At 31.8% G+C, this 22,357-nt stretch carries 22 protein-coding genes, 2 tRNA genes and 1 other RNA gene; 21 read left to right on the top strand and 4 right to left on the bottom strand.

Going from position 1 to position 22,357, the window contains the following annotated elements:
• Positions 1-14: 14 nt before the first annotated feature.
• The 4 genes from ACREVU_RS18820 to ACREVU_RS18805 all read right to left on the bottom strand — a co-directional run bounded on the left by ACREVU_RS18820 (position 15) and on the right by ACREVU_RS18805 (position 4,437).
• Positions 15-899, bottom strand: coding sequence for a phosphatidylserine decarboxylase (locus ACREVU_RS18820; protein ID WP_431553132.1), 885 nt, complete (start codon positions 897-899; stop codon positions 15-17).
• Positions 900-932: 33 nt separating this feature from the next.
• A complete protein-coding gene (locus ACREVU_RS18815; protein ID WP_431553131.1) occupies positions 933-2,534 on the bottom strand; it encodes an ABC1 kinase family protein in 1,602 nt (533 codons plus the stop codon).
• 69 nt (positions 2,535-2,603) lie between these two features.
• Entirely contained in the window at positions 2,604-2,918 is a 315-nt protein-coding gene (locus ACREVU_RS18810; RefSeq protein ID WP_431553130.1) for a phasin family protein, read from the bottom strand.
• Between the two features lie 130 nt (positions 2,919-3,048).
• Entirely contained in the window at positions 3,049-4,437 is a 1,389-nt protein-coding gene (locus tag ACREVU_RS18805) for a pyruvate carboxylase subunit B (protein WP_431553129.1), read from the bottom strand.
• 209 nt (positions 4,438-4,646) lie between these two features.
• Between ACREVU_RS18805 and ACREVU_RS18800 the strand changes: the two genes are divergently transcribed.
• From ACREVU_RS18800 to ACREVU_RS18700, 21 genes are all read left to right on the top strand, one after another.
• A tRNA-Arg gene (locus ACREVU_RS18800) sits at positions 4,647-4,723 on the top strand.
• A gap of 160 nt (positions 4,724-4,883) precedes the next feature.
• A complete protein-coding gene (locus ACREVU_RS18795; RefSeq protein ID WP_431553128.1) occupies positions 4,884-5,324 on the top strand; it encodes a nucleoside deaminase in 441 nt (146 codons plus the stop codon).
• A 19-nt stretch (positions 5,325-5,343) separates the two neighbouring features.
• Positions 5,344-5,562 (top strand): (2Fe-2S)-binding protein, encoded by a 219-nt coding sequence (locus tag ACREVU_RS18790; RefSeq protein ID WP_431553172.1) that lies wholly within the window; start codon positions 5,344-5,346, stop codon positions 5,560-5,562.
• 288 nt (positions 5,563-5,850) lie between these two features.
• Positions 5,851-6,627 carry a DeoR/GlpR family DNA-binding transcription regulator gene (locus tag ACREVU_RS18785; protein WP_431553127.1) on the top strand — a complete coding sequence of 259 codons (777 nt, stop codon included), beginning with the start codon at positions 5,851-5,853 and terminating at the stop codon, positions 6,625-6,627.
• The gene (gene pfkB / locus ACREVU_RS18780; RefSeq protein WP_431553126.1) at positions 6,624-7,559 is read left to right on the top strand and encodes a 1-phosphofructokinase; all 936 of its coding nucleotides are present in this window, start codon (positions 6,624-6,626) and stop codon (positions 7,557-7,559) included. Before ACREVU_RS18785 ends, pfkB begins: the two co-directional genes overlap by 4 nt.
• Before the next feature lie 32 nt (positions 7,560-7,591).
• Entirely contained in the window at positions 7,592-8,038 is a 447-nt protein-coding gene (locus ACREVU_RS18775; protein ID WP_431553125.1) for a PTS sugar transporter subunit IIA, read from the top strand.
• Between the two features lie 61 nt (positions 8,039-8,099).
• The gene (locus ACREVU_RS18770) at positions 8,100-9,488 is read left to right on the top strand and encodes a PTS fructose transporter subunit IIC (protein ID WP_431553124.1); all 1,389 of its coding nucleotides are present in this window, start codon (positions 8,100-8,102) and stop codon (positions 9,486-9,488) included.
• Between the two features lie 172 nt (positions 9,489-9,660).
• A complete protein-coding gene (locus ACREVU_RS18765; RefSeq protein ID WP_431553123.1) occupies positions 9,661-9,927 on the top strand; it encodes an HPr family phosphocarrier protein in 267 nt (88 codons plus the stop codon).
• Positions 9,928-10,022: 95 nt separating this feature from the next.
• Positions 10,023-11,732, top strand: a complete 1,710-nt coding sequence (gene ptsP, locus ACREVU_RS18760; protein WP_431553122.1) for a phosphoenolpyruvate--protein phosphotransferase — start codon at positions 10,023-10,025, stop codon at positions 11,730-11,732.
• 249 nt (positions 11,733-11,981) lie between these two features.
• Positions 11,982-12,476: an NADH-quinone oxidoreductase subunit NuoE gene (gene nuoE / locus ACREVU_RS18755; protein WP_431553121.1), complete on the top strand. Its 495-nt coding sequence runs from the start codon at positions 11,982-11,984 to the stop codon at positions 12,474-12,476.
• Between the two features lie 39 nt (positions 12,477-12,515).
• Complete coding sequence (locus ACREVU_RS18750) at positions 12,516-12,920, top strand: (2Fe-2S) ferredoxin domain-containing protein (protein WP_431553120.1); 405 nt, start codon at positions 12,516-12,518, stop codon at positions 12,918-12,920.
• Between the two features lie 37 nt (positions 12,921-12,957).
• Complete coding sequence (locus tag ACREVU_RS18745; RefSeq protein WP_431553119.1) at positions 12,958-14,751, top strand: NADH-ubiquinone oxidoreductase-F iron-sulfur binding region domain-containing protein; 1,794 nt, start codon at positions 12,958-12,960, stop codon at positions 14,749-14,751.
• Positions 14,752-14,775: 24 nt separating this feature from the next.
• A complete protein-coding gene (locus ACREVU_RS18740; protein ID WP_431553118.1) occupies positions 14,776-16,512 on the top strand; it encodes an NADH-dependent [FeFe] hydrogenase, group A6 in 1,737 nt (578 codons plus the stop codon).
• 278 nt (positions 16,513-16,790) lie between these two features.
• A complete protein-coding gene (gene lgt, locus ACREVU_RS18735; RefSeq protein WP_431553117.1) occupies positions 16,791-17,555 on the top strand; it encodes a prolipoprotein diacylglyceryl transferase in 765 nt (254 codons plus the stop codon).
• A 137-nt stretch (positions 17,556-17,692) separates the two neighbouring features.
• Positions 17,693-17,782, top strand: a tRNA-Ser gene (locus ACREVU_RS18730).
• 10 nt (positions 17,783-17,792) lie between these two features.
• An RNA gene (gene ffs, locus ACREVU_RS18725) (signal recognition particle sRNA large type) lies at positions 17,793-18,058 on the top strand.
• Positions 18,059-18,239: 181 nt separating this feature from the next.
• The gene (dnaX, locus tag ACREVU_RS18720) at positions 18,240-19,856 is read left to right on the top strand and encodes a DNA polymerase III subunit gamma/tau (RefSeq protein ID WP_431553116.1); all 1,617 of its coding nucleotides are present in this window, start codon (positions 18,240-18,242) and stop codon (positions 19,854-19,856) included.
• 219 nt (positions 19,857-20,075) lie between these two features.
• On the top strand, positions 20,076-20,414 hold the full coding sequence (locus ACREVU_RS18715; RefSeq protein ID WP_216166307.1) for a YbaB/EbfC family nucleoid-associated protein: 339 nt from the start codon (positions 20,076-20,078) through the stop codon (positions 20,412-20,414).
• Between the two features lie 42 nt (positions 20,415-20,456).
• Entirely contained in the window at positions 20,457-21,053 is a 597-nt protein-coding gene (recR, locus tag ACREVU_RS18710) for a recombination mediator RecR (protein WP_431553115.1), read from the top strand.
• A 62-nt stretch (positions 21,054-21,115) separates the two neighbouring features.
• On the top strand, positions 21,116-21,394 hold the full coding sequence (locus tag ACREVU_RS18705; RefSeq protein ID WP_431553114.1) for a DUF2508 family protein: 279 nt from the start codon (positions 21,116-21,118) through the stop codon (positions 21,392-21,394).
• A 96-nt stretch (positions 21,395-21,490) separates the two neighbouring features.
• A complete protein-coding gene (locus ACREVU_RS18700) occupies positions 21,491-21,745 on the top strand; it encodes a pro-sigmaK processing inhibitor BofA family protein (RefSeq protein ID WP_431553113.1) in 255 nt (84 codons plus the stop codon).
• Positions 21,746-22,357 lie beyond the last annotated feature (612 nt).

The raw sequence follows: 22,357 nt of genomic DNA, 5'->3' as shown, positions 1-22,357 counted from the left end.
ATAGGACTGAAAGTTTATTTCAGTCCTATTTCTTCGCCCATGGCTACAGAAGTTTCAAAACCTAATTGTGTTTGGGCCAGTATTTCCTCATTAACTTTTACAGAACCTTTTTTAAAAAATAGGATTACGGTTGAACCACCAAACTTGAAATACCCTTTTTCTTCTCCCTTTTTTATTTTGGAGTTTGGATTATAATTTTGAATAATTGAGCCTACGCAAGTAGCACCAATCTCCATACAAATGATATCATCAAAATTATCGGAGTGAAATATACTCCATTCTCTCTTGTTTTGACAAAACAACTTATTTATATTTTTTAAGGCTATGGGATTTACAGAGTAATAATGGCCATTAATTTTAGTTGTATCACCACATATTCCATCATCAACAAAATGAAACCTATGATAATCAGTGGGGCATAATCTAAAAATCAAGCAAGTGCCACCTTGATATAGCTTGTATATTTTATTATCTTGGAGGAGCTCTTTAAGTGAGTAAGTAAATCCTTTTATTTGAACTAAATTATCCAAATCAATATCCTTGTATGCAGAAAATTTTCCGCTACAAGGTGAAATTAGAGTATTATTATTTTTAGAAATTATTCTAGCATTTGAATTTAAAGTTCTTGTAAAAAAATCATTGAAAGAGGAGTACTGATCATAACTCTTATCGTATATTGACATGTCAATATGCAAATCCTCAATAAAACCTTTGATTTTTCTAGAACTTATTTTTGTATCACAGTAATAGCCATATAATTTTGAAAAAAGTTTTTTCTTGAAAAGTAATTCAACTAAACCCTTTCCAACAGGAGAGCAGTAAACCCAATTCAAATACTTTTCTCCCGCTACTCTTTCAATTTCGTATTTATTTTCTTTTTTATTGTAATATTTAATCATAAAATACCTCGTTTTTTAGTTTATAGTAAAGTCTTATAGTTTCCCAGATCTTAATATAGAAATTAATAACCAAAAGCCCATAAATGCTGCAGTTATAAAACCAGTTATACCAATAATTGATATACTATATATTTTAGGTCCTATGTTAGAGTTTAAAAGTGTAGAAGAACCTATAATCATAGAGGAAATAATAAGAGCAAAAACTAGTCTGTTTATACCCTTATTTAGTTCACTTATAGGAGTATTTAAATTTTTATGCTCGAGTTGTAGTTTAGCTCTCCCACTAATCAAGCTATCAGATAATTCCATGATTTTTGATGGAAGTCTAAAGGAGTCTTTTACAAATGCATAGGAACGGATAAGTAAAGTGTCAAAGTCCAAATGGCTTAATAGCGAAAACTTATTGTTAGTTTTCACATAAGGAATAGCTATATCTATAATTTTTATATCTGGAGCAATGCTCGCAATTACTCCCTCTAAAATAACAAGGCCTTTTATTAGTAGTGTTAAATCTCGAGGTAGACGTATATTGTTTTGTTTTGCTATATCAAAGATTTCAGAGAGCATAACTGAAACTTGAATATTGTTTAAAGAAATTGAAAGATAGTTTGCAAGAAGATAATCTATATCCTCATACAGTTTATTTCTATCTACATATCCTTTTTTTATTCCTATAGCTAAAAGAGCTGAAATCATTTTATTTATGTCATTAAAAGCAACTGCTGAGATCATATCGTTTAGTGTAGATTTTATAGAAGTTGAGAGACTCCCCATAATTCCAAAATCTATAAAACAAATTTTACCTTCGCAGATAAATATATTTCCAGGATGTGGATCTCCGTGGAAAAAACCATCTTCTAGAACTTGTTTTAAGTAAGACAAGGCTAGTTTTTTACCTAAATCATCAAGGTCATAATGGCCGATATGTAGTTTTTTAAGATCATCTACTTTAAAACCGTAGACTCTTTCCATAGTCAAAACCTTAGTGCTACATAAATCCTTAACCACATAAGGTACATATAAGAATGCAACATCTTTATTTAAGTCTTTAAAAATATTTATATTTTTAGCTTCATTATTAAAATCAAGTTCAAGCTCAGTAATCAAAAGTATTTCATGTAAGGCTTCTTCGGGGTCGATTAGTGCATCAGCAAATCTTGCCTTTGTAAATTTTATTAGGCGTACTAATATAGAGATATCGAGTTGCATTTTTTCAGCAATATCTGGTCTTTGTATTTTTACTACCACTTCTCTACCGTCTTTTAATATGGCTTTATGTACTTGAGAAATAGATGCAGAGGCTAGTGGTTTTTCATTAAATTTTTCAAAACAATCAGTTGTTGACATTGCAAATTCATCAAAGAATACTTTGTTTATTGTTTCAATATTTTCTGGAGCAACATCATTTTGAAGCTTTGATAGTTCGGTTATATAATCTGGAGATAATAGATCTGGTCTTGTACTAAGTATTTGGCCAATTTTTATAAAAGTTGGGCCAAGCTCTTCAAATGCTTTTCTTAAATTCTGAGGAAGTTTATTTTGTTTATTAAACTTAGAGTCTACAATATATCCAAAACCATAGGAGCCAAGAACTTTAACAATTTCTCTAAATCGATTAACAGATTTTCGTCGCATTTTATACCTCTCTTAAAGTGAAAAGTCCTAGAGTTAATAGTAGGACTTTTATTTGTACTATATGTTAATTTATGGAAGAGTTATTTCTAAATTTGCTAATCTTTTATTTAGTTTTTCAATGTCTTCTTTGGTTGCAAAGTTCATATCTTTTAAGAGTAAAACCATATCTTCTTTTGTAAGTGGATTCTTCTCTTTTGTAGAAGAGATATTTATATCTTTTTTTGATTTTACAGTTCTTTTTAGCTCTTCAGATAAATCTTTGCCTTCTTCTAAGGTTAATTTACCCTTTTGCACAAAATCATCTATTAGATTTGTAGCTTTATCATAAGTATAAGCTGCAGACCCAAGTCCTGCTAGAAAAAAATTTTTGATATCGTTATTCAATTAAAACACCTCCAGTTAATAGTATATAATCTACATTATATACTATTAACTGTATAAAAATACTAATAATAAATTAACACCTTCAATTAAAAATAAAACCCTCAATTTTTATTGAGGGTTTTATTTTTAATTATATAGGCTGACTCTCAGTTTCAGTTCTTATTTGGTCCACAGAGGGATTTTGTTTTTTGTTTTTAATAAATTCTTCAGCAATTTGAGGAAAAGCTAAGTAAGATAAAATGTCCTCATCACTATTAGTTAAATCTTTTAAATATTCCTTTGCATTTTCAAAAGCTGGTGGCAAGGTGGCGGCATACCTCCCAATTATAGGTTTATCATCATCTAAGGCATTCTTTAGAAGGTCCGAATTAATTGGTCCAGGTGCTGTGCCATATTCACCCCTACAATAGGCTTTAACTTCTTTTAATATCATTTTATATCGTACGCCAGTTAAAACATTCATTGTAGCTTGAGTACCAACCATTTGACTCATGGGAGTTACTAGTGGTGGAAATCCTAGATCTTTTCTTACCCTAGGCACCTCTGCTAAAACAGCATCTAATTTATCAATAGAGTTTTGTGACTTAAGTTGTGAAATCATGTTAGAAAGCATACCACCAGGAACTTGATTAGTTAAACCCTCAGGACTCGGAGTTAAAACTATTGGATCTAATAATCCTGAAGCTAAAACTTCTTTTTTTATAGGTTTAAAAAAATCGTTTATGTTCTTAAGTTTTTTAATATCTAGTCCAGTATCATATCCAGCAGTAGTTAATGCTTGATGCATGGTTTCAGTAGGTGGTTGGGAGGTTCCACTAGAGAAGGATGATATAGCACAATCAATGCCAGTTGCACCAGCTTCTATTGCTTTATAATAAGACATTTCAGCAAGTCCATTTGTACAATGAGAATGAAGATATACAGGTATTTTTACTGTTTCAACTATTCCTTTAACTACATCATAAGCAATACTTGGCATAATAAGACCGGCCATATCTTTAATACATATTGAATCTGCACCCATTTCTTCAAGTTGTTTAGCTAGTTTTGTATAATTATTGACATCATGAATTGGGCTTACAGTATAAACTATAGCACCCTGTGCATGTGCTCCTTGTTTTTTAGTTTCATCAATAGCAACTTTTATATTTGTAAAATCATTTAGAGCATCAAATATCCTTATTATATCTATGCCATGGTATACAGACATTTTAATGAATTTTCTTACTACGTCATCAGGATAGTGTTTATAACCTAATATGTTTTGACCACGAAGAAGCATTTGTAGTGGAGTTTTTTTAGCAATACTTTTTATTTTTTGGAGTCTTTCCCAAGGATCTTCATTTAAATATCTTAAACAGGAATCAAAAGTAGCGCCGCCCCAACACTCTAATGAATGATAACCTGCATTATCTAAAGCAGGAAGTATAGGAGCGAAATCTTCGAATTTTAGTCTTGTAGCAATTAGAGATTGGTTGGCATCCCTAAGAATTGTCTCTGTTATATGAACTTTTTCCATTTAATCACCTCATAATTTAATCTTATTTAATGATAGTTTAGCATAAAAATTGATAAAAAACATGCAATAAATTATTTATTTATCAGAAAAAAGCAATTTATCTTGCAATTTATATTTTTGTTTATAATTTTTATAAATTTAAGTTTAATTAAGCTATAGGTTGACATACTTATAAAAGTGTAATAGTATATTAGGGTACAATTAAATATGCACCCGTAGCTCAGTAGGATAGAGCGTCCCCCTCCTAAGGGGAAGGCCGGAGGTTCGACTCCTCTCGTGTGCACCAAGGAAACTAGTGAAGTATTACTTTGCTAGTTTTTTTATTTTATTATAAAATAAATATTATAGCCATTAAATAAAAATATATAATGGATTGAAATTTGCAAAGCTAAGAAGTATAATAAAAACTAATTAATAATAATTATCATTAAAGTAAAGGGGTTCATATGGAAAATGCATTTATTCAAGAAGCACTAAGAGAAGCAAAAAGATCATTATTATTACATGAAGTACCTGTAGGTGCAATTATAGTAAAAGATAATAAAATAATTGCGAGAGCCCATAACCTCAGAGAAATACTTCAAGATGTTACTGCTCATGCAGAAATTTTAGCTATAAAAAAAGCTTGCGAGGTATTAGGTAGTTGGAGATTAACTGGATGTGACATGTATGTAACATTAGAACCATGTCCTATGTGTGCAGGAGCTATATTACAGTCTAGGATAAATAAATTATATATAGGAATTTTTGATCCTAGTGTAGGAGCTTGTGGCTCAGTTATAAATCTTATTCAAAATGAAGCATTAAATCATTGGACAGAGATAAATTGGTTATATAACGAGGAATGTGGTAATTTATTGACAGATTTTTTTAAAGATAAAAGATAATGTAAAGGAGAAAAATATGATGGATCAGAATATAAACAATGAAATAATGGATAAACTTACAAAGGTATGTTTATGTAAAGCCATACCTAGATCTACAATAAAAAAGGCTATTCTTAATGGAGCAAGGACTGTTGAGGAAGTTCAAAAGGCTACAGGAGCTGGTTCTGGTGGATGTAAAGGGCATAGATGTACTCCAAAAATAGAGGAACTTTTGAAAAGCTATTTAGAAAATGAATAGTATAGTTTGTTATTAAATAGGAGCTAATAGATAAATAATTATATATTTTAAATGGAGTTAATATAATAAAAACGAAGCCAAAGGGTTTCGTTTTTGTTTTTTTAAAATTATTATAATGACAATACATAATTATAAAACAAAAGTAAAAATTAACATAAAAAACATTTTTTTCTTATTGACAACGATATCATAATATACTAAAATGAACATAAGCGAAAGTAAATGAAACTTAAACATACCAAAACGAACATTGTTATTCTAAATATGATAAAAGGAAGTTTGAAAATTATGTTTGCAGAGGAAAGAAAATTAAAAATATTAGATAGTTTAAATAGAAATGGAAAAGTAAAAGTGTGTGAATTATCTAAGACATATGAAGTGTCGGAAGTTACCATACGGCGTGACCTTCAAGAATTAGAAGAGTCGGAACTTATAAAAAGGGTACATGGTGGAGCGGTATTAAATGATAATACTAAATTTGAACCTACGTTTTCAGAAAAGATAGATAAGTTTTATGACGAGAAAGAATCCGTAGGAAAGCTTGCCGCATCCATGATAGTAGATGGGGATACCATAGTGCTAGATGCAGGGACAACTACTCTTAATATTGCAAGGAATATAACAGCTAAAAATATTACGGTGCTAACAAATTCAGTAGACATAGCTTTTGAGCTTGCTAAAAAACAGAATGTAGAGGTTATTGTTACGGGGGGCACATTGAGATGGGAAACCAGAGCACTTGTGGGACCGGTAGCAGATAATACATTTAAAAGCTTTAGGGTAGATAAAGCTTTTATAGGCATTAATGGTTTATGCATTATTAATGGGATAACTACTCCAAATATTATTGAAGCAAATACAAAAAGAGAAATGATAAAAATAGCCAGGAAAATTATAGTAGTATGCGACCATACTAAATTCAACAAAGTTTCATTTGCTAAAATAGTTGACCTAGATAGTATTGATTTAATTATTACAGATAATCAATTAGACGATGAAGTATTAGAAAAGTTTAAAGAAAAAGAAGTGAAAATTATAAAAGCAAAACAAGGGGTGAAAAAATGATAATAACAGTGACTCTAAACCCAGCATTAGATAAAACCATAGAAATAGATGAATTTAAAATTAACTGTGTTAATAGAATTTCGTCTACAAGAGTTGATGCTGGTGGCAAAGGTATTAATGTATCTAAAGTTATTAAGGAATTAAAACATGAAAGCATGGCTTTAGGTTTTTTAGGTGGGGGCAGTGGTAATCAAATAAAAAATTATTTGGATAGGCTAAATATTAACAATGATTTTTTATCTTTAAAAGGCGAAACTAGGACTAATATAAAAATATTTGATAAGGTAAATAATACACATACAGATATAAATGAAAGGGGACCTAGCTTAGGTAAAGAAGATATTACAAATATAAAAGAAAAAATCGCGGAATATTGCAAAGAAGATTCTTTAGTAGTGCTTTCGGGTAGTGTACCAAGTGGAGTAGACATATCTATATATGGTGAAATAATTAAAAGTGTAAAAAATAAGGGCGGCAAGGTTATATTAGATGCTGAAGGTGAACTATTAATGGAGGGAATCAAGGCTGGTCCATATATGGTGAAACCAAATGTCGAAGAACTTGAAAAAGCCTTTGGTGTGAGTATTAATAACCAGGATGAAGTTATTGAAATTGCTAAAAAAGTATTAGAGTATGGAGTAAAATATGTAGTAATATCACAAGGATCAGAAGGGTCAATATTCATAAGTAATGATAAAATTGCAAAAGTAAAAGGCCTAAAGGTAGAAGTTAAGAGTACTGTAGGAGCTGGTGATTCAATGGTTGCAGCAATGGCTGTAGCAGTTCAAGAAAAATATAGTTTCGAAGAAACTATGAAGCTAGCGTGTGCAACAAGTACAGCGAATGTAATGACGAAAGGAACTCAAACAGGAAGACTTGTTGACATAGAGAACCTTAAAAAGAAAATAACTATAAATTACATAACAAAATAACTATAAATTATATAATGAAAGGATGATTATTAATGAATATTACTGAATTATTAAATGTTAATCTAATTAAACTTGAACTTACTAGTAAAACAAAAGAGGACGTAATAAAAGAAATGGCAAAAATGTTAGATGAAGATGGAAAATTACTAGATAGTGATATATACATAAAGGCTGTAATGGATAGAGAAAAGGAATTTTCAACAGGAATAGGTATGGGAATAGCTATTCCTCATGGTAAAAGTAGTGGAGTTAAAGAACCTGCATTAGTATTTGGAAAAAGTACTGAGGGAATTGATTATCAGTCTATGGACGATGAACTAGCTCATATATTCTTTCTAATAGCAGTACCTGAAGAGTCAAGTGATGAACATTTGAAAATATTAAGCCAAATTTCTAGGAAATTAATGCATAAAGAGTTAAGAGATAGTTTAATGAAAGCTAAGAATGCGCAGGAAATAATTACTTTATTAGAACAATAGACAGTATGTTAAAAACAATTTTTTAAAATAAATAATCTATTATACTAAAGGGGGAAAATTTATGAAATTTGTAGCAATAACTTCATGTCCAACAGGAATAGCTCATACTTATATGGCAGCTGAAGCTCTTGAAATGGCAGCAAAGGAAATGGGTGAAGAAATTAAAGTAGAAACTCAAGGATCTGTGGGGGCAGAAAATCAATTGACAGAGAAAGATATAAGGGAAGCCAGAGTAGTAATAATTGCAGCAGACACTAACGTTTCAAAGGAACGTTTTGCAGGAAAGACTGTAATTGAAGTTGGCGTAAAAGATGCAATTAAAGATGCAAAGGGTCTTATTCAGAAAGCAATAGACATAAAATTAGAAAATAAAAATACTTCAAAACAAGGCAGTGAAATAAAAGAAGAAAAAGTTGAAAGAAAAGGTATTTATAAGCACCTTATGACAGGAGTTTCTTATATGATTCCTTTTGTAGCAGCGGGAGGTATTTTAATTGCACTTTCTTTTGCTTTTGGAATATATGCATTTAAAGTAGAAGGATCTATACCTGCTGCATTAAAGGACGTTGGTGGTGTTGCTATGGGACTTATGTATCCAATATTGGCAGGGTTTATAGCATTCTCTATAGCAGATAGACCGGGTATTGTACCAGGTATGGTTGGTGGTTTACTTGCTTCAACGGTAGGAGCTGGCTTTTTAGGTGGAATGGCAGCAGGTTTCATAGCTGGTTATACTGTAGTTTTATTAAAGAAAATAATAAAACTACCAAAATCATTACAAGGTTTAATGCCGGTTATAATATTGCCAGTGTTATCTACATTGATAGTAGGACTTATAATGGTATTTGTTATAGGAAAACCTGTAACTGCTATAAATGTAGCAATGACTGGTTGGTTAACTAATTTAAGTGGAACAAACGCAGCAATTCTCGGAATTATTATTGGACTTATGATGGCATTTGATATGGGTGGACCATTCAACAAAGCAGCATATACTTTTGGAGCGGCAACGGTGGTTGCTGGTCAAACTTCGATGATAATGGCAGCAGTAATGGCGGCAGGAATGACTCCTCCACTAGGAATAGCGCTTGCAACAGTTATAGCAAAAAAGAAATTCACAGCAGAAGAAAGAGAAGCAGGAAAATCTGCTTGGGCGTTAGGGGCTGCATTTATAACAGAGGGCGCAATACCATTTGCTGCAGCAGATCCACTTAAAATAATACCTTCATTAATGGTAGGTTCAGCTGTTACTGGAGCACTATCTATGGTATTTAAAGCAGCTATAGCAGTTCCTCATGGTGGTGTATTTGTACTATTTATTCCTCATGCAGTTACTAATGTAGGTCTATATGCCGTATCTATAATAGTTGGTACTGTAGTAACCGCGCTTATGGTTTCAGTATTAAAGAAGGATGTTTCAGTTAAAGAGGATGTTAACATTAAAGCATAATTTTAATATTAAAGTATAAATAATATTAAAGAAGGATATCAATAAATAATTCAACACAATATTAATAAATTTAATCATTGTTTATAAATGCAGAATAGAGTAAAATATAAATGAAAGCATTAAAAAATAATTTGATTTTAATCGGAATCTAAGATAAAAAGGAGATATTTCTATGTACGAAGCAGAAATTGTATTGATGAATGAACAAGGTTTACATGCAAGACCAGCTAGTATTCTTGCAAAAAAAGCATCTAAGTTTAGTTCACATATAACTTTAATCAAAGACGGTAAAGAGTATAATGCAAAAAGTATAATAAACATATTAAGTATGGCAGCTTCAAAAGGTGATAAGATTAAAATTATTGCAACTGGAGACGATGAGGTAAAGGCTGTAGAAGGTTTAAGAATAGTAATTGAGCAAGAGATTGTAGGACTTTAAAAAGTATTAAGTATAAAGTAAAATTCACTCCTAGGTCAGTAAAAACACTTAAGTTTACTGCAAGGGGTGAATTTCGCTTATAAGGAGGTAATTAAATGAAAGGCATTGGAGTTTCGCCTGGAATAGTAATAGGAAAAGCATTATTAAAAGAAGAAAAGAAAATTGTCATAGAGAAAAAAAGTATTGTAAACTGTGAAGAGGAAATTGAAAGATACAAGGCGGCAATGGAAAATAGTAAGAGTGAAATTCAAGAGATATATAATAGTGTACTAAAAAGTATGGGTGAAAAGGAAGCAACCATATTTGAAGCACATTTAATGATATTAGAAGATCCTGAAATGTTAGAGCAAATCGAGAAAAAAATCAAAGACGATAAAGTCAATGCCGAGTGGGCACTAAAAGAAATATCAGAGACGTTCATAGCTATGTTTGATGCTATGGACAATGAATACATGAAAGAAAGAGCAGCAGATATTAAGGATGTAACATCAAGACTTATGAAAAAATTGTTAAATATTGAAGAAGTTAATTTTGGTAATTTAGCTAATGAAGTTGTAATAGTAGCTCATGATTTAACACCTTCAGATACATCACAGATAGACAAAAACAAGGTTTTAGGGTTTATAACAGAAATTGGTGGAAGAACATCTCATTCTGCTATAATGGCTAGGACTTTAGAAATTCCGGCTATAGTTGCGGTAAAAGAGATAACCACTAAAGTTAAAAATGGAGATTTAATTATTTTTGACGGTGAAGAAGGTTTAGTATATGTTAATCCAGAAGAAAAAATAGTAAATATTTACCAAGAGAAAAAAGCAGAATATAATAAATCCAAGAAACAGATGGAGTTATTAATAGGAAAAGAAAGTATCACTAAAGATGGAATAAAAGTAGAATTATCCGCCAATATTGGAACTCCAAAGGATTTGGATAGTGTTATAAGACATGACGGTGAAGGTATAGGCTTATATAGGTCAGAGTTTTTATATATGGATAGGGAGTCGGCACCAACTGAGCAAGAGCAATATGAAGCTTACAAAGAAGTTGCACAGAGAATGAAAAATAAACCTGTGGTTATTAGAACATTAGATGTTGGTGGAGATAAGGAATTAGATTATTTAAATCTGCCTAAAGAGATGAATCCCTTCTTAGGATATAGAGCTATAAGGGTTTGTTTAGATAAGGTAGATATATTTAAAACTCAATTAAGAGCTATACTTAGAGCTAGTGCTTATGGAAATATTAAAATAATGTTTCCTATGATATCCAGCATTCAAGAATTAAGAGCAGCAAAGGCTATTTTGCAAGATGTTAAAAATGAATTAAAGAAAGAAAAAAAATCATTCAACGATAATCTAGAAGTGGGAATTATGGTAGAGATACCTGCAGCGGCTATTATTTCTGATATGTTAGCTAAAGAGGTAGACTTTTTTAGCATAGGAACTAATGACCTTATTCAATACACAACTGCGGTAGATAGAATGAATGAGAAAATATCTTATTTATATAATCCATTCCATCCAGCATTACTAAGATTAGTAAAGTTGGTTATAGAAAGTGCTCATAAAGAAAATAAATGGGTGGGTATGTGTGGAGAAGTAGCAGGAGATCCTAAGATAATACCTATTTTAATTGGTATGGGACTAGATGAATTTAGTATGAGTCCTATATCTATTCTAAAAGCTAGAGGAATTATTAGGAATATATCTCAAAGCGAAATGAAAATTTTAGCAGATCAAGTTGTTAACTTACCTACAGCGGACGAGGTTGAAAAGTTCATAGAAAAAAATATAAATTTGAAATAATATAACAAAGAATTTTTAAAAATAGATAACTCTAAAATTTTAGAGTTATCTATTTTTTTTATACTAAAGTTTAATGAGACAAAATAAAGTAAATTTAAAAAACAGAATATTGCCAATATTCAATAAAATACGTTTACATAGGGGGTTAAAAGTTGTATTATTAATTTGTAAATTGATATTTTATTAACAGTTGAGTCATACAATAAAATAAAAAATATTTTTTGAATTTAATGTAAGGAGATGTTTTTAATGACCCAGGAAAAATGCTGCAAAGAATGTGGGGAAATCGACATTAGATATGAAAAAGTAAAGGACATTACTAAGAAATTCAAAGATATGAAAGGTGCTTTAATTCCGGTACTTCATGAGGTACAAAAAATCTTCGGATTTTTGCCGGAGGGTGCGTTACAAATAGTATCAGAGAAGCTTAGTATTCCTATGTCTGAAATCTATGGAGTAGCAACTTTTTACTCGCAATTTTCTCTGCAACCTAAGGGAGAACATATAATTAAGGTATGTCTTGGTACTGCCTGTTATGTAAAAGGGGCACAGGATATTTTAGAAAGATTATCTAGTATTCTAGAAGTTGAGGTAGGCAAGACAACCCAGGACGGACAGTTCACACTTGAAGCCGCTAGATGCCTTGGAGCCTGTGGATTGGCACCAGTTCTTATGGTAGATGACAAAGTATATGGAAGATTAATACCTGATGATGTAATAAGGATAATTGAAGAATATAAGTAAAAAAATGTGCTTAGTGAATTTATTTATGGAGGTATATTAATGAAGACAGTGCAAGACCTTGAAGAGATAAGAAGAAATACTTTTAATAGAGTTAACCAAGGTTTAAATAGAAAAAGTACAAGAATTCTTGTTGGCATGGCTACTTGTGGAATAGCGGCAGGAGCGGATGAAGTTTATGATGCAATTTTAGATGAAGTTAATAAACTTGGACTTGCGAATGTAGTAGTAGCAAAAACTGGTTGCATAGGTGTATGTAGGTTAGAACCTATTGTAGAAATTATAAGGCCTGGAGAAGAAAAAGTAACTTATGTTAAGATGTCTCCTTATAAAGCAAGAAGAGTTGTAGCTAGTCATGTACTAGTTGGGACAGTTAGAGATGAATATACAATGCATGTAATTAAGGGAAAAATTCTTAATGACTATACTATAGATAACGACTATTAAATTTCATCTAAAGTAAGGAATAGGGGGAGGGATTATAATGGAGGTTTACCGCGCTCAGGTACTGGTTTGTGGAGGAACGGGATGCATTTCTCCAGAATCAGTAGATCTTTATAGAACTATAAAGTCGGAAATAAGAAAGCATAACTTAAATCATGAAGTTGAAGTATTAAGAACATCATGTCTTGGACTTTGTGAACTGGGACCTGTTGTACTAGTTTATCCAGATGGAGTTTTATATAACAAAGTAAAAACGGAGGACATTGCGGAGCTTGTAGAATCTCATTTTATTCACAATAAAGTATTAGAACGGCTTAAGTACCAAGTTTCTGAGGGTGAGGGAAAGGTTAGAAACCTTAATAAATTAGATTTTTTTAAAAAACAACTAAGAATAGCATTAAGAAATTGTGGAATTATAGATCCAGAGAATATTGATGAATATATAGCCTGTGAAGGGTACAAGGCTTTGGAAAAGGTACTTACAGAAATGTCCCCACTAGAAGTTATTGAAAACGTTGTGAAGTCAGGACTTAGAGGAAGAGGCGGCGGCGGTTTTTCTACAGGGATGAAATGGCAATTTGCAGCTAAGCAAGGCGGCCATGAAAAATATATAATTTGTAATGCAGATGAGGGGGATCCCGGTGCTTTCATGGATAGATCAGTTCTAGAAGGAGATCCACATTCCGTGCTAGAAGCTATGACTATAGGGGGCTATGCTATAGGAGCAAGCAAAGGATTTATATATGTTAGGGCGGAATATCCACTAGCTGTAGAAAGACTTCAAATAGCTATTGATCAGTCAAGGGAATATGGACTGCTTGGAGGAAATATTTTAGGGTCGAATTTTAGTTTTGATATAGAGTTAAGACTTGGCGCGGGTGCTTTTGTATGTGGAGAAGAAACGGCTCTCATGCAGTCAATTGAAGGTAGACGAGGCATGCCTACGCCAAAACCACCATTCCCAGCAGTGAGTGGACTTTGGGGCAAGCCAACAATTATAAATAATGTTGAGACTTTTGCGAATATTGTTCCTATTATTTTAAAAGGAGCTGATTGGTTTAGGGGAATAGGTACAGAGAAAAGCTCAGGTACAAAGGTTTTTGCATTGGGAGGTAAAATTACCAATACTGGTCTTATTGAAATTCCTATGGGAACTACTCTTCGGGAAACTATTTTTGATATAGGTGGAGGGATACCTAATGGAAAGAAATTTAAAGCAGTTCAAACAGGAGGACCATCAGGCGGATGTATTTCAGAAAGTGATTTAGATACTCCTATTGAATATGATACCTTAACTGCTCTTGGATCAATGATGGGATCCGGAGGTATGATAGTTTTAGATGAAGATAATTGCATGGTAGATGTAGCTAGATTTTTCCTTGATTTTACAAAGGATGAGTCTTGTGGTAAATGCACTCCTTGCAGAATTGGAACTAAAAGATTACTTGAAATGCTTGAAAAGATCACAAAGGGAAATGGCGAAATGGAGGATATAGATAAACTCGAACATTTAGCCCTGGGAATAAAAAAAGTTGCCCTATGTGGGCTTGGTCAAACTGCGCCTAATCCAGTTCTTTCTACTATAAAGCATTTTAGAGATGAATATATTGCTCATGTAAAAGATAAAAAATGTCCAGCTAAAATTTGTAGGTCTTTAGTTCAATATGTAATTTTAGAGGATAAGTGCAAAGGCTGTGGACTATGTACTCGTAATTGTAATATAGGTGCTATTAGCGGCAAATTGCAACAAGTGCATGTAATTGACCAAGATTTATGCTTGAAATGTGGTATGTGTATACACATATGTAGGTTTAAAGCTATTGTTAAAATATAATATTTATTCTAGGAGGTGAATAAAATGGAAACAGTAAATTTGATTATAGACGGAATAAAGGTAGAAGTTGAAAAAGGAACTACGGTACTTGAAGCATCAAAATTAGTTGGTGCTAAAATACCTACCTTATGTTTTTTAAAAGAAATCAATGAGGTGGCTAGTTGTAGAGTGTGTGTGGTGCAAGTAGGTCAAAAATTGATAGCTGCATGCACACTTGTAGCTGAAAATGGAATGAATATAAAAACTAGCACCCCTGACGTTCGTGAAGCTAGAAAAATGGTGGTTGAGTTATTATTATCTAACCATAAAAGGGAATGTACAACTTGTATAAGAAGTGAGAACTGTCAGCTACAGGCAATAGCAAAAGATTTAAATATTAGAGACATAAGATATAGTGGAGAGAAAAGTTGTGGAAGTTTAGATAATTCTTCTAGCTCAGTAGTAAGAGATGCTGAAAAGTGTATTCTTTGTGGGAGATGTATTGCAACCTGTGGAAACGTTCAAAGCGTTCATGCAATAAACTTTTCAGATCGAGGGTTTGAAACTTTGGTTACCCCTATATATGGGAGAACTCTTAAGGATTCAGTATGTGTGAATTGCGGCCAGTGTATTTTAGCATGTCCAGTGGGGGCCTTGCATGAAAAAGACAGTATAAAGCCCGTTTGGAGAGCTATAGAAGACCCGGATAAATATGTGGTAGTCCAAACAGCACCAGCGGTAAGAGTAGCATTAGGTGAAGAATTTGGAATGGTTATAGGTAGTCGCGTTACTGGCAAAATGACATCAGCATTAAGAAAAATAGGTTTTGATAAAGTGTTTGATACTGACTTTGCGGCTGATCTTACTATTATGGAAGAGGGAACAGAGTTATTAAGTAGATTAGCTAGTGGAGAAAATCTTCCGCTAATGACATCTTGTTGCCCTGGATGGGTAAAATTTGTTGAACACAATTTTCATGATATGATTCCTAATTTATCTACTTGCAAATCTCCTAGTGAAATGGAAGGTGCTCTAATTAAAAGTTATTTTGCTAAGAAAGCTGGTATTGATGCTAAGAAAATTGTTGTTGTTTCAATTATGCCTTGCGTTGGTAAAAAGTTTGAAGGTGAAAGAGAAGAATTAGGAAATGACGGTATGATGGATGTAGATTATGTCTTAACAACAAGAGAACTAGCGCAAATGATAAAAGAGTCAGGTATAGATTTTGTTAATTTAAAGGATGAAGAGTTTGATAGTCCTTTTGGAGAATCTACTGGGGCATCAGTAATTTTTGGTGCAACGGGAGGAGTTACTGAGGCAGCTTTAAGAACTATATTTGAACTCCTAGCTGGAAGTGAATTAGAGAAAATAGAATTCTCAAATGTAAGGGGCCTTCAGGGTATAAAAGAAGTGTGTATAGAATTGCCAGATGGAAGAAATATAACTGCAGCCGTGGCTCATGGACTGGGTAATGCTAGAAAATTATTGGAATTAGTTAGAAAGGGTGAAAAGCATTATGATTTTATTGAAGCTATGGCATGCCCAGGTGGATGTGTAACTGGTGGAGGTCAGCCAATAGTTTCTGCTGAAATAAATGAAAAAATTAATGTTAAGGAGGAAAGAGTAAAAGCTATATATGATGAGGATAGAAATCTTCCTATTAGAAAATCCCATAAGAATCCATATATAACTAAAATTTATGAGGAGTTTTTAGGGAAACCTGGTAGCCATTTAAGTCATAAAATTTTGCATACTAAATATGAAATAAGAAATAAATTTTAAAGATTTTTCTTTACTTTTTTACCATAGTAAGTAATAATTATTGTTAAATTGATTTTAAAGAATCAAGTTCAATTAATAGACTTGATTCTTTTAACGACATTTCAGAAGGAAAGTCTCCCACTTCTATAAGTTGGAGTTACATACACTAACAAATAAAAAACTTCAGTGGGAGTATAAATCTCCTTCTGAAGTCGTTAATATTGCAGCATCGCAGATGATGATTTAATTGTGTTTTAGTGAGTTTATAAAAAATTTAATACAAAAGGAGAGGGTAACTTATGGATCCAATAGCTTTTAATATATTTGGATTACCGGTTGCATGGTACGGTATTTTTATTGCAACAGGAATGATGGTTGGAATTATACTGGCGAGTTATACGTCTAAGTTAAAAAGTGCTAATTATGATGAACTTTTAAATATTATATTAATATCTTTTCCTATAGCTATTATTGGCGCTAGAGCATATTATGTAGTCTTTGAATTTGATCAATATAGGGATAATTTAATACAAGTATTTAATATTCGCCAAGGTGGGCTTGCTATACATGGTGGGGTTATATTTGGCATGCTAGCTGCATTAATATATACAAGGTATAAAAAAGAGAATCTTATGCAATTTGCTGATGTTGCAGCACCATCTATAATTATTGGTCAGGCAATAGGAAGATGGGGGAATTTTTTTAACAGTGAGGCCCATGGTGGACCAGTTACTCAAGCTTTTATAAGCAAATTCCCTAATTTCATACAAAAGGGAATGCTAATAGACAGAGTATATTATCATCCAACTTTTTTATATGAATCAATGTGGAATGTGATGGTATGCTTAATATTGATTTATTTATTAACAAAGACATATAAAAAAGGAACTGTGTTTTTCACCTATATAGGATTATATTCTATTGGAAGGTTTTTTATAGAAGGACTCAGAACTGACAGTTTAATGTTTGCAGGTATAAGGGTAGCACAACTAATAAGTTTAGCAGGAATTGCGCTATGGATTATATTCATTGCAATTAATTACAAAAGGAAGACCTTAGAATAATATCTAAGGTTGGGATAAGTTTCAAAAATATTTAAATAAAAAACTATTGAACTTACTACTTATTAATAGTATAATTGTTTTTGTTGCACTACTTTTGTGCATACAAAGCACAAAATATACTATGTTTTATACTTTATGGAGAGATGTCCGAGTGGCTTAAGGAGCACGCCTGGAAAGCGTGTGTAGGGGAAACTCTACCGAGGGTTCGAATCCCTCTCTTTCCGCCAGTTTATATTTCCGTACTAGCTGGGGAGTTAGCGGTGTCCTGTAACCTGCAATCCGCTACAGCAGGAGTGAATTCCTGGCTTAGGTTATAAAATGTGTGGTCTGACCTATATAAGTGGTGTTGAGAATTGGGCCCCACGCAATGGAAACTCATGAACCCCGTCAGGTCCGGAAGGAAGCAGCGGTAAGTGAATATTTCTATGTGCCGTGGATCAACCTGATTTGAGCTAACTGTATAGGTAACGCGCATAGTTTATACATCGAAGCCAGGTGTACGGTCTACAATTAAAAGATAAGATGCCTATTATGGCATCTTTTTTTTTATAAATATAAGCTTATAATTTGATTTAAATGATATACTTATTTAAGAGGGTAAATACAAATCATAAGAATTATGTTTGTTATTTTATAAGTATTTGCAATCAAAATATACACTATTACTTAAAAGAGGTGGAATTTGTGGCATATAAGGCTTTATATAGAGAATGGAGACCAAAAACTTTTCAAGATGTAGTAGGTCAGGAGCATGTTACTATAACCTTAAAAAATCAAATAAATAGTAAACGAATTGCTCATGCATATCTTTTATGTGGTACAAGAGGAACGGGAAAAACTTCAACGGCCAAGATACTGGCAAAAGCGGTTAATTGTACAAATTCGGATCATGGAGAGCCTTGCAATAAGTGTGAAATGTGTTTGAAGATAGATTCGGGAACAGCAATAGATGTTATTGAGTTAGATGCAGCTTCACATAATGGAGTAGATAATATCCGGGATATAATTGAAGATGTCCAGTATCCACCTCAGGAAGCTACATATAAAGTATACATTATAGATGAGGTTCATATGTTGTCAATAGGGGCAGTTAATGCTTTCTTAAAGACACTGGAGGAACCGCCAAGTAACACAATATTTATTTTAGCCACAACTGATCCTCAAAAATTGCCAATAACTATACTATCTAGATGTCAAAGATTTGACTTTAAAAGGATAAAAAGTGCAGATATATTTGATAGACTTAGGAAAATTGCTACGGAACAAGGTGTTTATGTAGAGGATAATAGTCTAAAATTAATATCAAGAGTTTCTGATGGAGCAATGAGAGATGCCCTAAGTATTTTAGATCAATCTATATCAATGAATGAAGGTAAGATAGAGTATGATGATGTTATAGATATGTTGGGACTTGTGACGTCTGAAAGTCTTATAATACTTTCCAACAATATAATAGATAGAAATATTGAAGGCGCTATAAAGAGTATAAATGAAATAGTTTTTAGTGGTAAGGATATATATGTATTTATAAAAGATATGACTACTCATATGAGAAATCTACTAATGGCTAAAGTAAGTGACAATGTAGAAGAAATTCTAGATATGTCTAGTGAAAATATAAATATTCTAAAACAGCAAGCATCTAAAATTAGAGTAGAGGAAATCATGAGAAACATAAAGATACTTCAAGATGCACAGGAGCAAGCTAAATGGAGTAAACAAAATAGAATTTATTTAGAACTTGCAGTTATTAAAATGTGCAAAATAGAATATGACACATCAAAAGAAGTGTTATTATCTAGAATAAACAAATTAGAAGAAATAATAAAACAGGGAAAAATAACTGTAGCTTGTGAAAGTATAACTCCTGTGGTATCTGGAAAAAATAATGAAACAAAAGAAAATGCACAAAAGAAAAACATTCAAATAAGACCAGTGAAAAAGTTTAATCCTAATTCTAAATTAACTGTGGATACCGTTAAAAAGTCTTTTAAGGATATTTTAGACATGTTTAAAGCGAAAAGACACATGGTAATATATGCTTCGTTGCTTACTGGAGAAATTACGTCCTGCGAAGGTGGCGTAATAGAGTTAAGTTATGAAAAACAATATGCATTTAATAAAATTAGGCTTGAGAAAGAGGAAAATAGAAATATAATAGAAGAAACATTTTCTGAATCACTAAAAGAACCAGTAAAAATAAAATATACTGTAGAAGCTGAGGAAAAAGAAAGCAAATCACCGGAGGATATTCTAATAGAAACATTTGGGGAAGATCTTGTAGAAATACTAGATGAGTAAGGGTTAGAATAAATGCATATTATTTATAAAAAATATTTATTTGTTTTATGGAAATTATTATAGGTATTAGTATATAATAATAAAGAATAGGTATAATGGATCAAAAATATATATCAGTTTAGATTATAAACAATTAAATTAAGTGTTATTTGTTATAAATCTAAAAGAGATAAATATAATAATATTAAATTAATAACTAATAAATAGGAGGTAACTATTATGGCAAAAGGTGGATTTCCAGGTATGGGTGGAAATATGAATAGTTTAATGAAACAAGCACAAAAATTTCAACAACAAATGGAAGAAATGCAAAAGGATTTAGGAGATAAGAGATTTGAAGCATCTGTTGGTGGTGGAGCAGTCACTGCAATAGCTAATGGAAAGAGACAATTAGTTGAGGTAAAGATAAAACCAGAGGTAGTAGATCCAGATGATGTTGAAATGCTTGAGGATTTAATTATGAGTGCTTGTAATGAGGCACTAAAAAAGGCAGAAGAAGAAACAAGTAGTGAAATGGGTAAATTAACAGGCGGATTAAATATGCCAGGAATGTTTTAATAAAAAGTAGTTTAAAAGCTATATTGTTATGAGGTGACTAGAGTGGATTTTTATCCAGTGGCAATAGAAAAACTTATAGAAGAATTTGCTAAACTCCCAGGTATAGGGAGAAAGACAGCTCAGAGGCTTACATTATTTGTTCTGAACCTTCCAAAGGAAGAAGTGGAAGAGTTTGCTTCCGCACTGGTTAAAGCTAGAGGAACTTTAAAATACTGTTCTGTATGTGGATGTTTTACAGATACAGATCCTTGCGCAATTTGCTCTAACCCTAACAGGGATAAGAGTATTATATGTGTAGTTGAAAATCCGAAAGATATTATTACCATGGAAAGAGTAAGAGAATTTAATGGGGTTTATCATGTTCTTCATGGAACAATATCGCCTATGGCAGGTAGAGGTCCTGAAGATATAAAATTAAGAGAACTTATAAGAAGAATTAATGGAGAAGTTCGCGAGGTAATAGTAGCAACTAATCCAAACATAGAGGGAGAGGCTACAGCAATGTATATATCTAAAATATTAAAACCACTAGGTGCAAAAGTTACAAGAATTGCACACGGTATTCCAGTTGGTGGAGATTTAGAATATACTGACGAAGTAACACTTTCTAAAGCTATGGAAGGAAGAAAAGAAATATAGAATATTACTCCTGTTTTATGTCAAGAATTTAAAAAAGATATAAAATGGGAGGTTTTTTTATTATGAACAGAAAAAAAATAATTGAAATATTATTTTCAAACCTAAAATATACTGAGGAACAGAAAGATATTATTATGGGATTAGAAGAAGCTAAACTTCAATGGGAAGCAGCAAAAAAATATTTTGCAGTGGCAGATGATCCCAAACTTATAGATTATGCAATCCATAGGGAAGACGAATGTAAAGCTAAATACATATATTTTTTATTAGAAGCTAGGAAAAAGGGCGTTACTATTGATGCTAGCTATATGATAGAAGAACTTGATGTTATTAATGTATAATTTTTTTTATAAATTGATAATATTTTATAAAGTTATAAGTATATTATTAATAATAAGTAAGATTAAAATTTTAGATTAACATAGGGGGATTTGGATATGGAAGTAGTATTATATTTTTTAATTGCTATAGTGGGCATGGTAATTATAGTAAAACTTTTTTCTTGGCCGTTAAAAGTCTTAGGTAAGTTAGTATTGAATGGAGCGTTGGGAGTTTTACTTTTACTATTTGTTAATTTTGTGGGCGAGTATGTGGGTATAACTATTGCAATAAATGCTGTAACCGCACTTATTGCAGGATTTTTAGGAGTGCCAGGAGTGATATTTCTAATAATTTTTAGTAAATTAATGTAATATTATTATAATGAAGATGGGTTATTCCAATAGTAAAACAAGAATAGAGTAGGGCATATTCAAAGAAATAACTACTTAGTACCTTAGTTATTCCTTGGAAGATGCCCTATACTTTTATTTTTTATAAATAAATTGTTTTATGATAGTATATTTCTAAGCTATAAAGGAGAATACTTAACATATATGATAATTACTAATTTTATCATTTATTGTAGGGATAGCTTAAGATAACTATCCTGGTGTATCAATATAAGGTATATAGAGAGAAAGGTTAAAAATTAAAGAATAACGAACTTGTTTTATTTTAATTACTTTAAACTAAAGTATATGATATATTTTCTGTGATAAAATGTTAAATGTTGCTGATGACAAGTAATCATATATTAATAATTGTGTAAAGAAGTTTTGTGATGATTATTAAAAATATGTTGACAATATGAAACTAAACTGATAAAATAGTAGAAGTCGTCCGATGATGACAAATAAAATTGGTCTTTGAAAATTAAACAGAGAAATAGGTAAAATAACGAAATAATATTTCGTTAGACCAGTTAATTACTTTAGATAAACAAGTAAAATTTTAGTCGTAAGACTAAAAAGTATGTAATGAGC

Origin of the sequence: Clostridium sp. (assembly GCF_050717535.1) — a bacterium.
Lineage (GTDB): Bacteria > Bacillota > Clostridia > Clostridiales > Clostridiaceae > Clostridium_AD.
The sequence above is the reverse complement of the archived record's forward strand: the minus strand, read 5'-3'. Positions and strand labels throughout refer to the sequence as shown.

Coding starts and splice junctions, on each gene's coding strand:
- ACREVU_RS18805 (WP_431553129.1), bottom strand. CDS start 4,437: ATGGAAAAAGTTCATATAACAGAGACAATTCTTAGGGATGCCAACCAA.
- ACREVU_RS18820 (WP_431553132.1), bottom strand. CDS start 899: ATGATTAAATATTACAATAAAAAAGAAAATAAATACGAAATTGAAAGA.
- ACREVU_RS18715 (WP_216166307.1), top strand. CDS start 20,076: ATGGCAAAAGGTGGATTTCCAGGTATGGGTGGAAATATGAATAGTTTA.
- ptsP (WP_431553122.1), top strand. CDS start 10,023: ATGAAAGGCATTGGAGTTTCGCCTGGAATAGTAATAGGAAAAGCATTA.
- ACREVU_RS18815 (WP_431553131.1), bottom strand. CDS start 2,534: ATGCGACGAAAATCTGTTAATCGATTTAGAGAAATTGTTAAAGTTCTT.
- ACREVU_RS18790 (WP_431553172.1), top strand. CDS start 5,344: ATGGATCAGAATATAAACAATGAAATAATGGATAAACTTACAAAGGTA.
- lgt (WP_431553117.1), top strand. CDS start 16,791: ATGGATCCAATAGCTTTTAATATATTTGGATTACCGGTTGCATGGTAC.
- ACREVU_RS18795 (WP_431553128.1), top strand. CDS start 4,884: ATGGAAAATGCATTTATTCAAGAAGCACTAAGAGAAGCAAAAAGATCA.
- ACREVU_RS18750 (WP_431553120.1), top strand. CDS start 12,516: ATGAAGACAGTGCAAGACCTTGAAGAGATAAGAAGAAATACTTTTAAT.
- ACREVU_RS18705 (WP_431553114.1), top strand. CDS start 21,116: ATGAACAGAAAAAAAATAATTGAAATATTATTTTCAAACCTAAAATAT.
- nuoE (WP_431553121.1), top strand. CDS start 11,982: ATGACCCAGGAAAAATGCTGCAAAGAATGTGGGGAAATCGACATTAGA.
- ACREVU_RS18785 (WP_431553127.1), top strand. CDS start 5,851: ATGTTTGCAGAGGAAAGAAAATTAAAAATATTAGATAGTTTAAATAGA.
- pfkB (WP_431553126.1), top strand. CDS start 6,624: ATGATAATAACAGTGACTCTAAACCCAGCATTAGATAAAACCATAGAA.
- ACREVU_RS18700 (WP_431553113.1), top strand. CDS start 21,491: ATGGAAGTAGTATTATATTTTTTAATTGCTATAGTGGGCATGGTAATT.
- ACREVU_RS18740 (WP_431553118.1), top strand. CDS start 14,776: ATGGAAACAGTAAATTTGATTATAGACGGAATAAAGGTAGAAGTTGAA.
- ACREVU_RS18775 (WP_431553125.1), top strand. CDS start 7,592: ATGAATATTACTGAATTATTAAATGTTAATCTAATTAAACTTGAACTT.
- ACREVU_RS18745 (WP_431553119.1), top strand. CDS start 12,958: ATGGAGGTTTACCGCGCTCAGGTACTGGTTTGTGGAGGAACGGGATGC.
- ACREVU_RS18770 (WP_431553124.1), top strand. CDS start 8,100: ATGAAATTTGTAGCAATAACTTCATGTCCAACAGGAATAGCTCATACT.
- ACREVU_RS18765 (WP_431553123.1), top strand. CDS start 9,661: ATGTACGAAGCAGAAATTGTATTGATGAATGAACAAGGTTTACATGCA.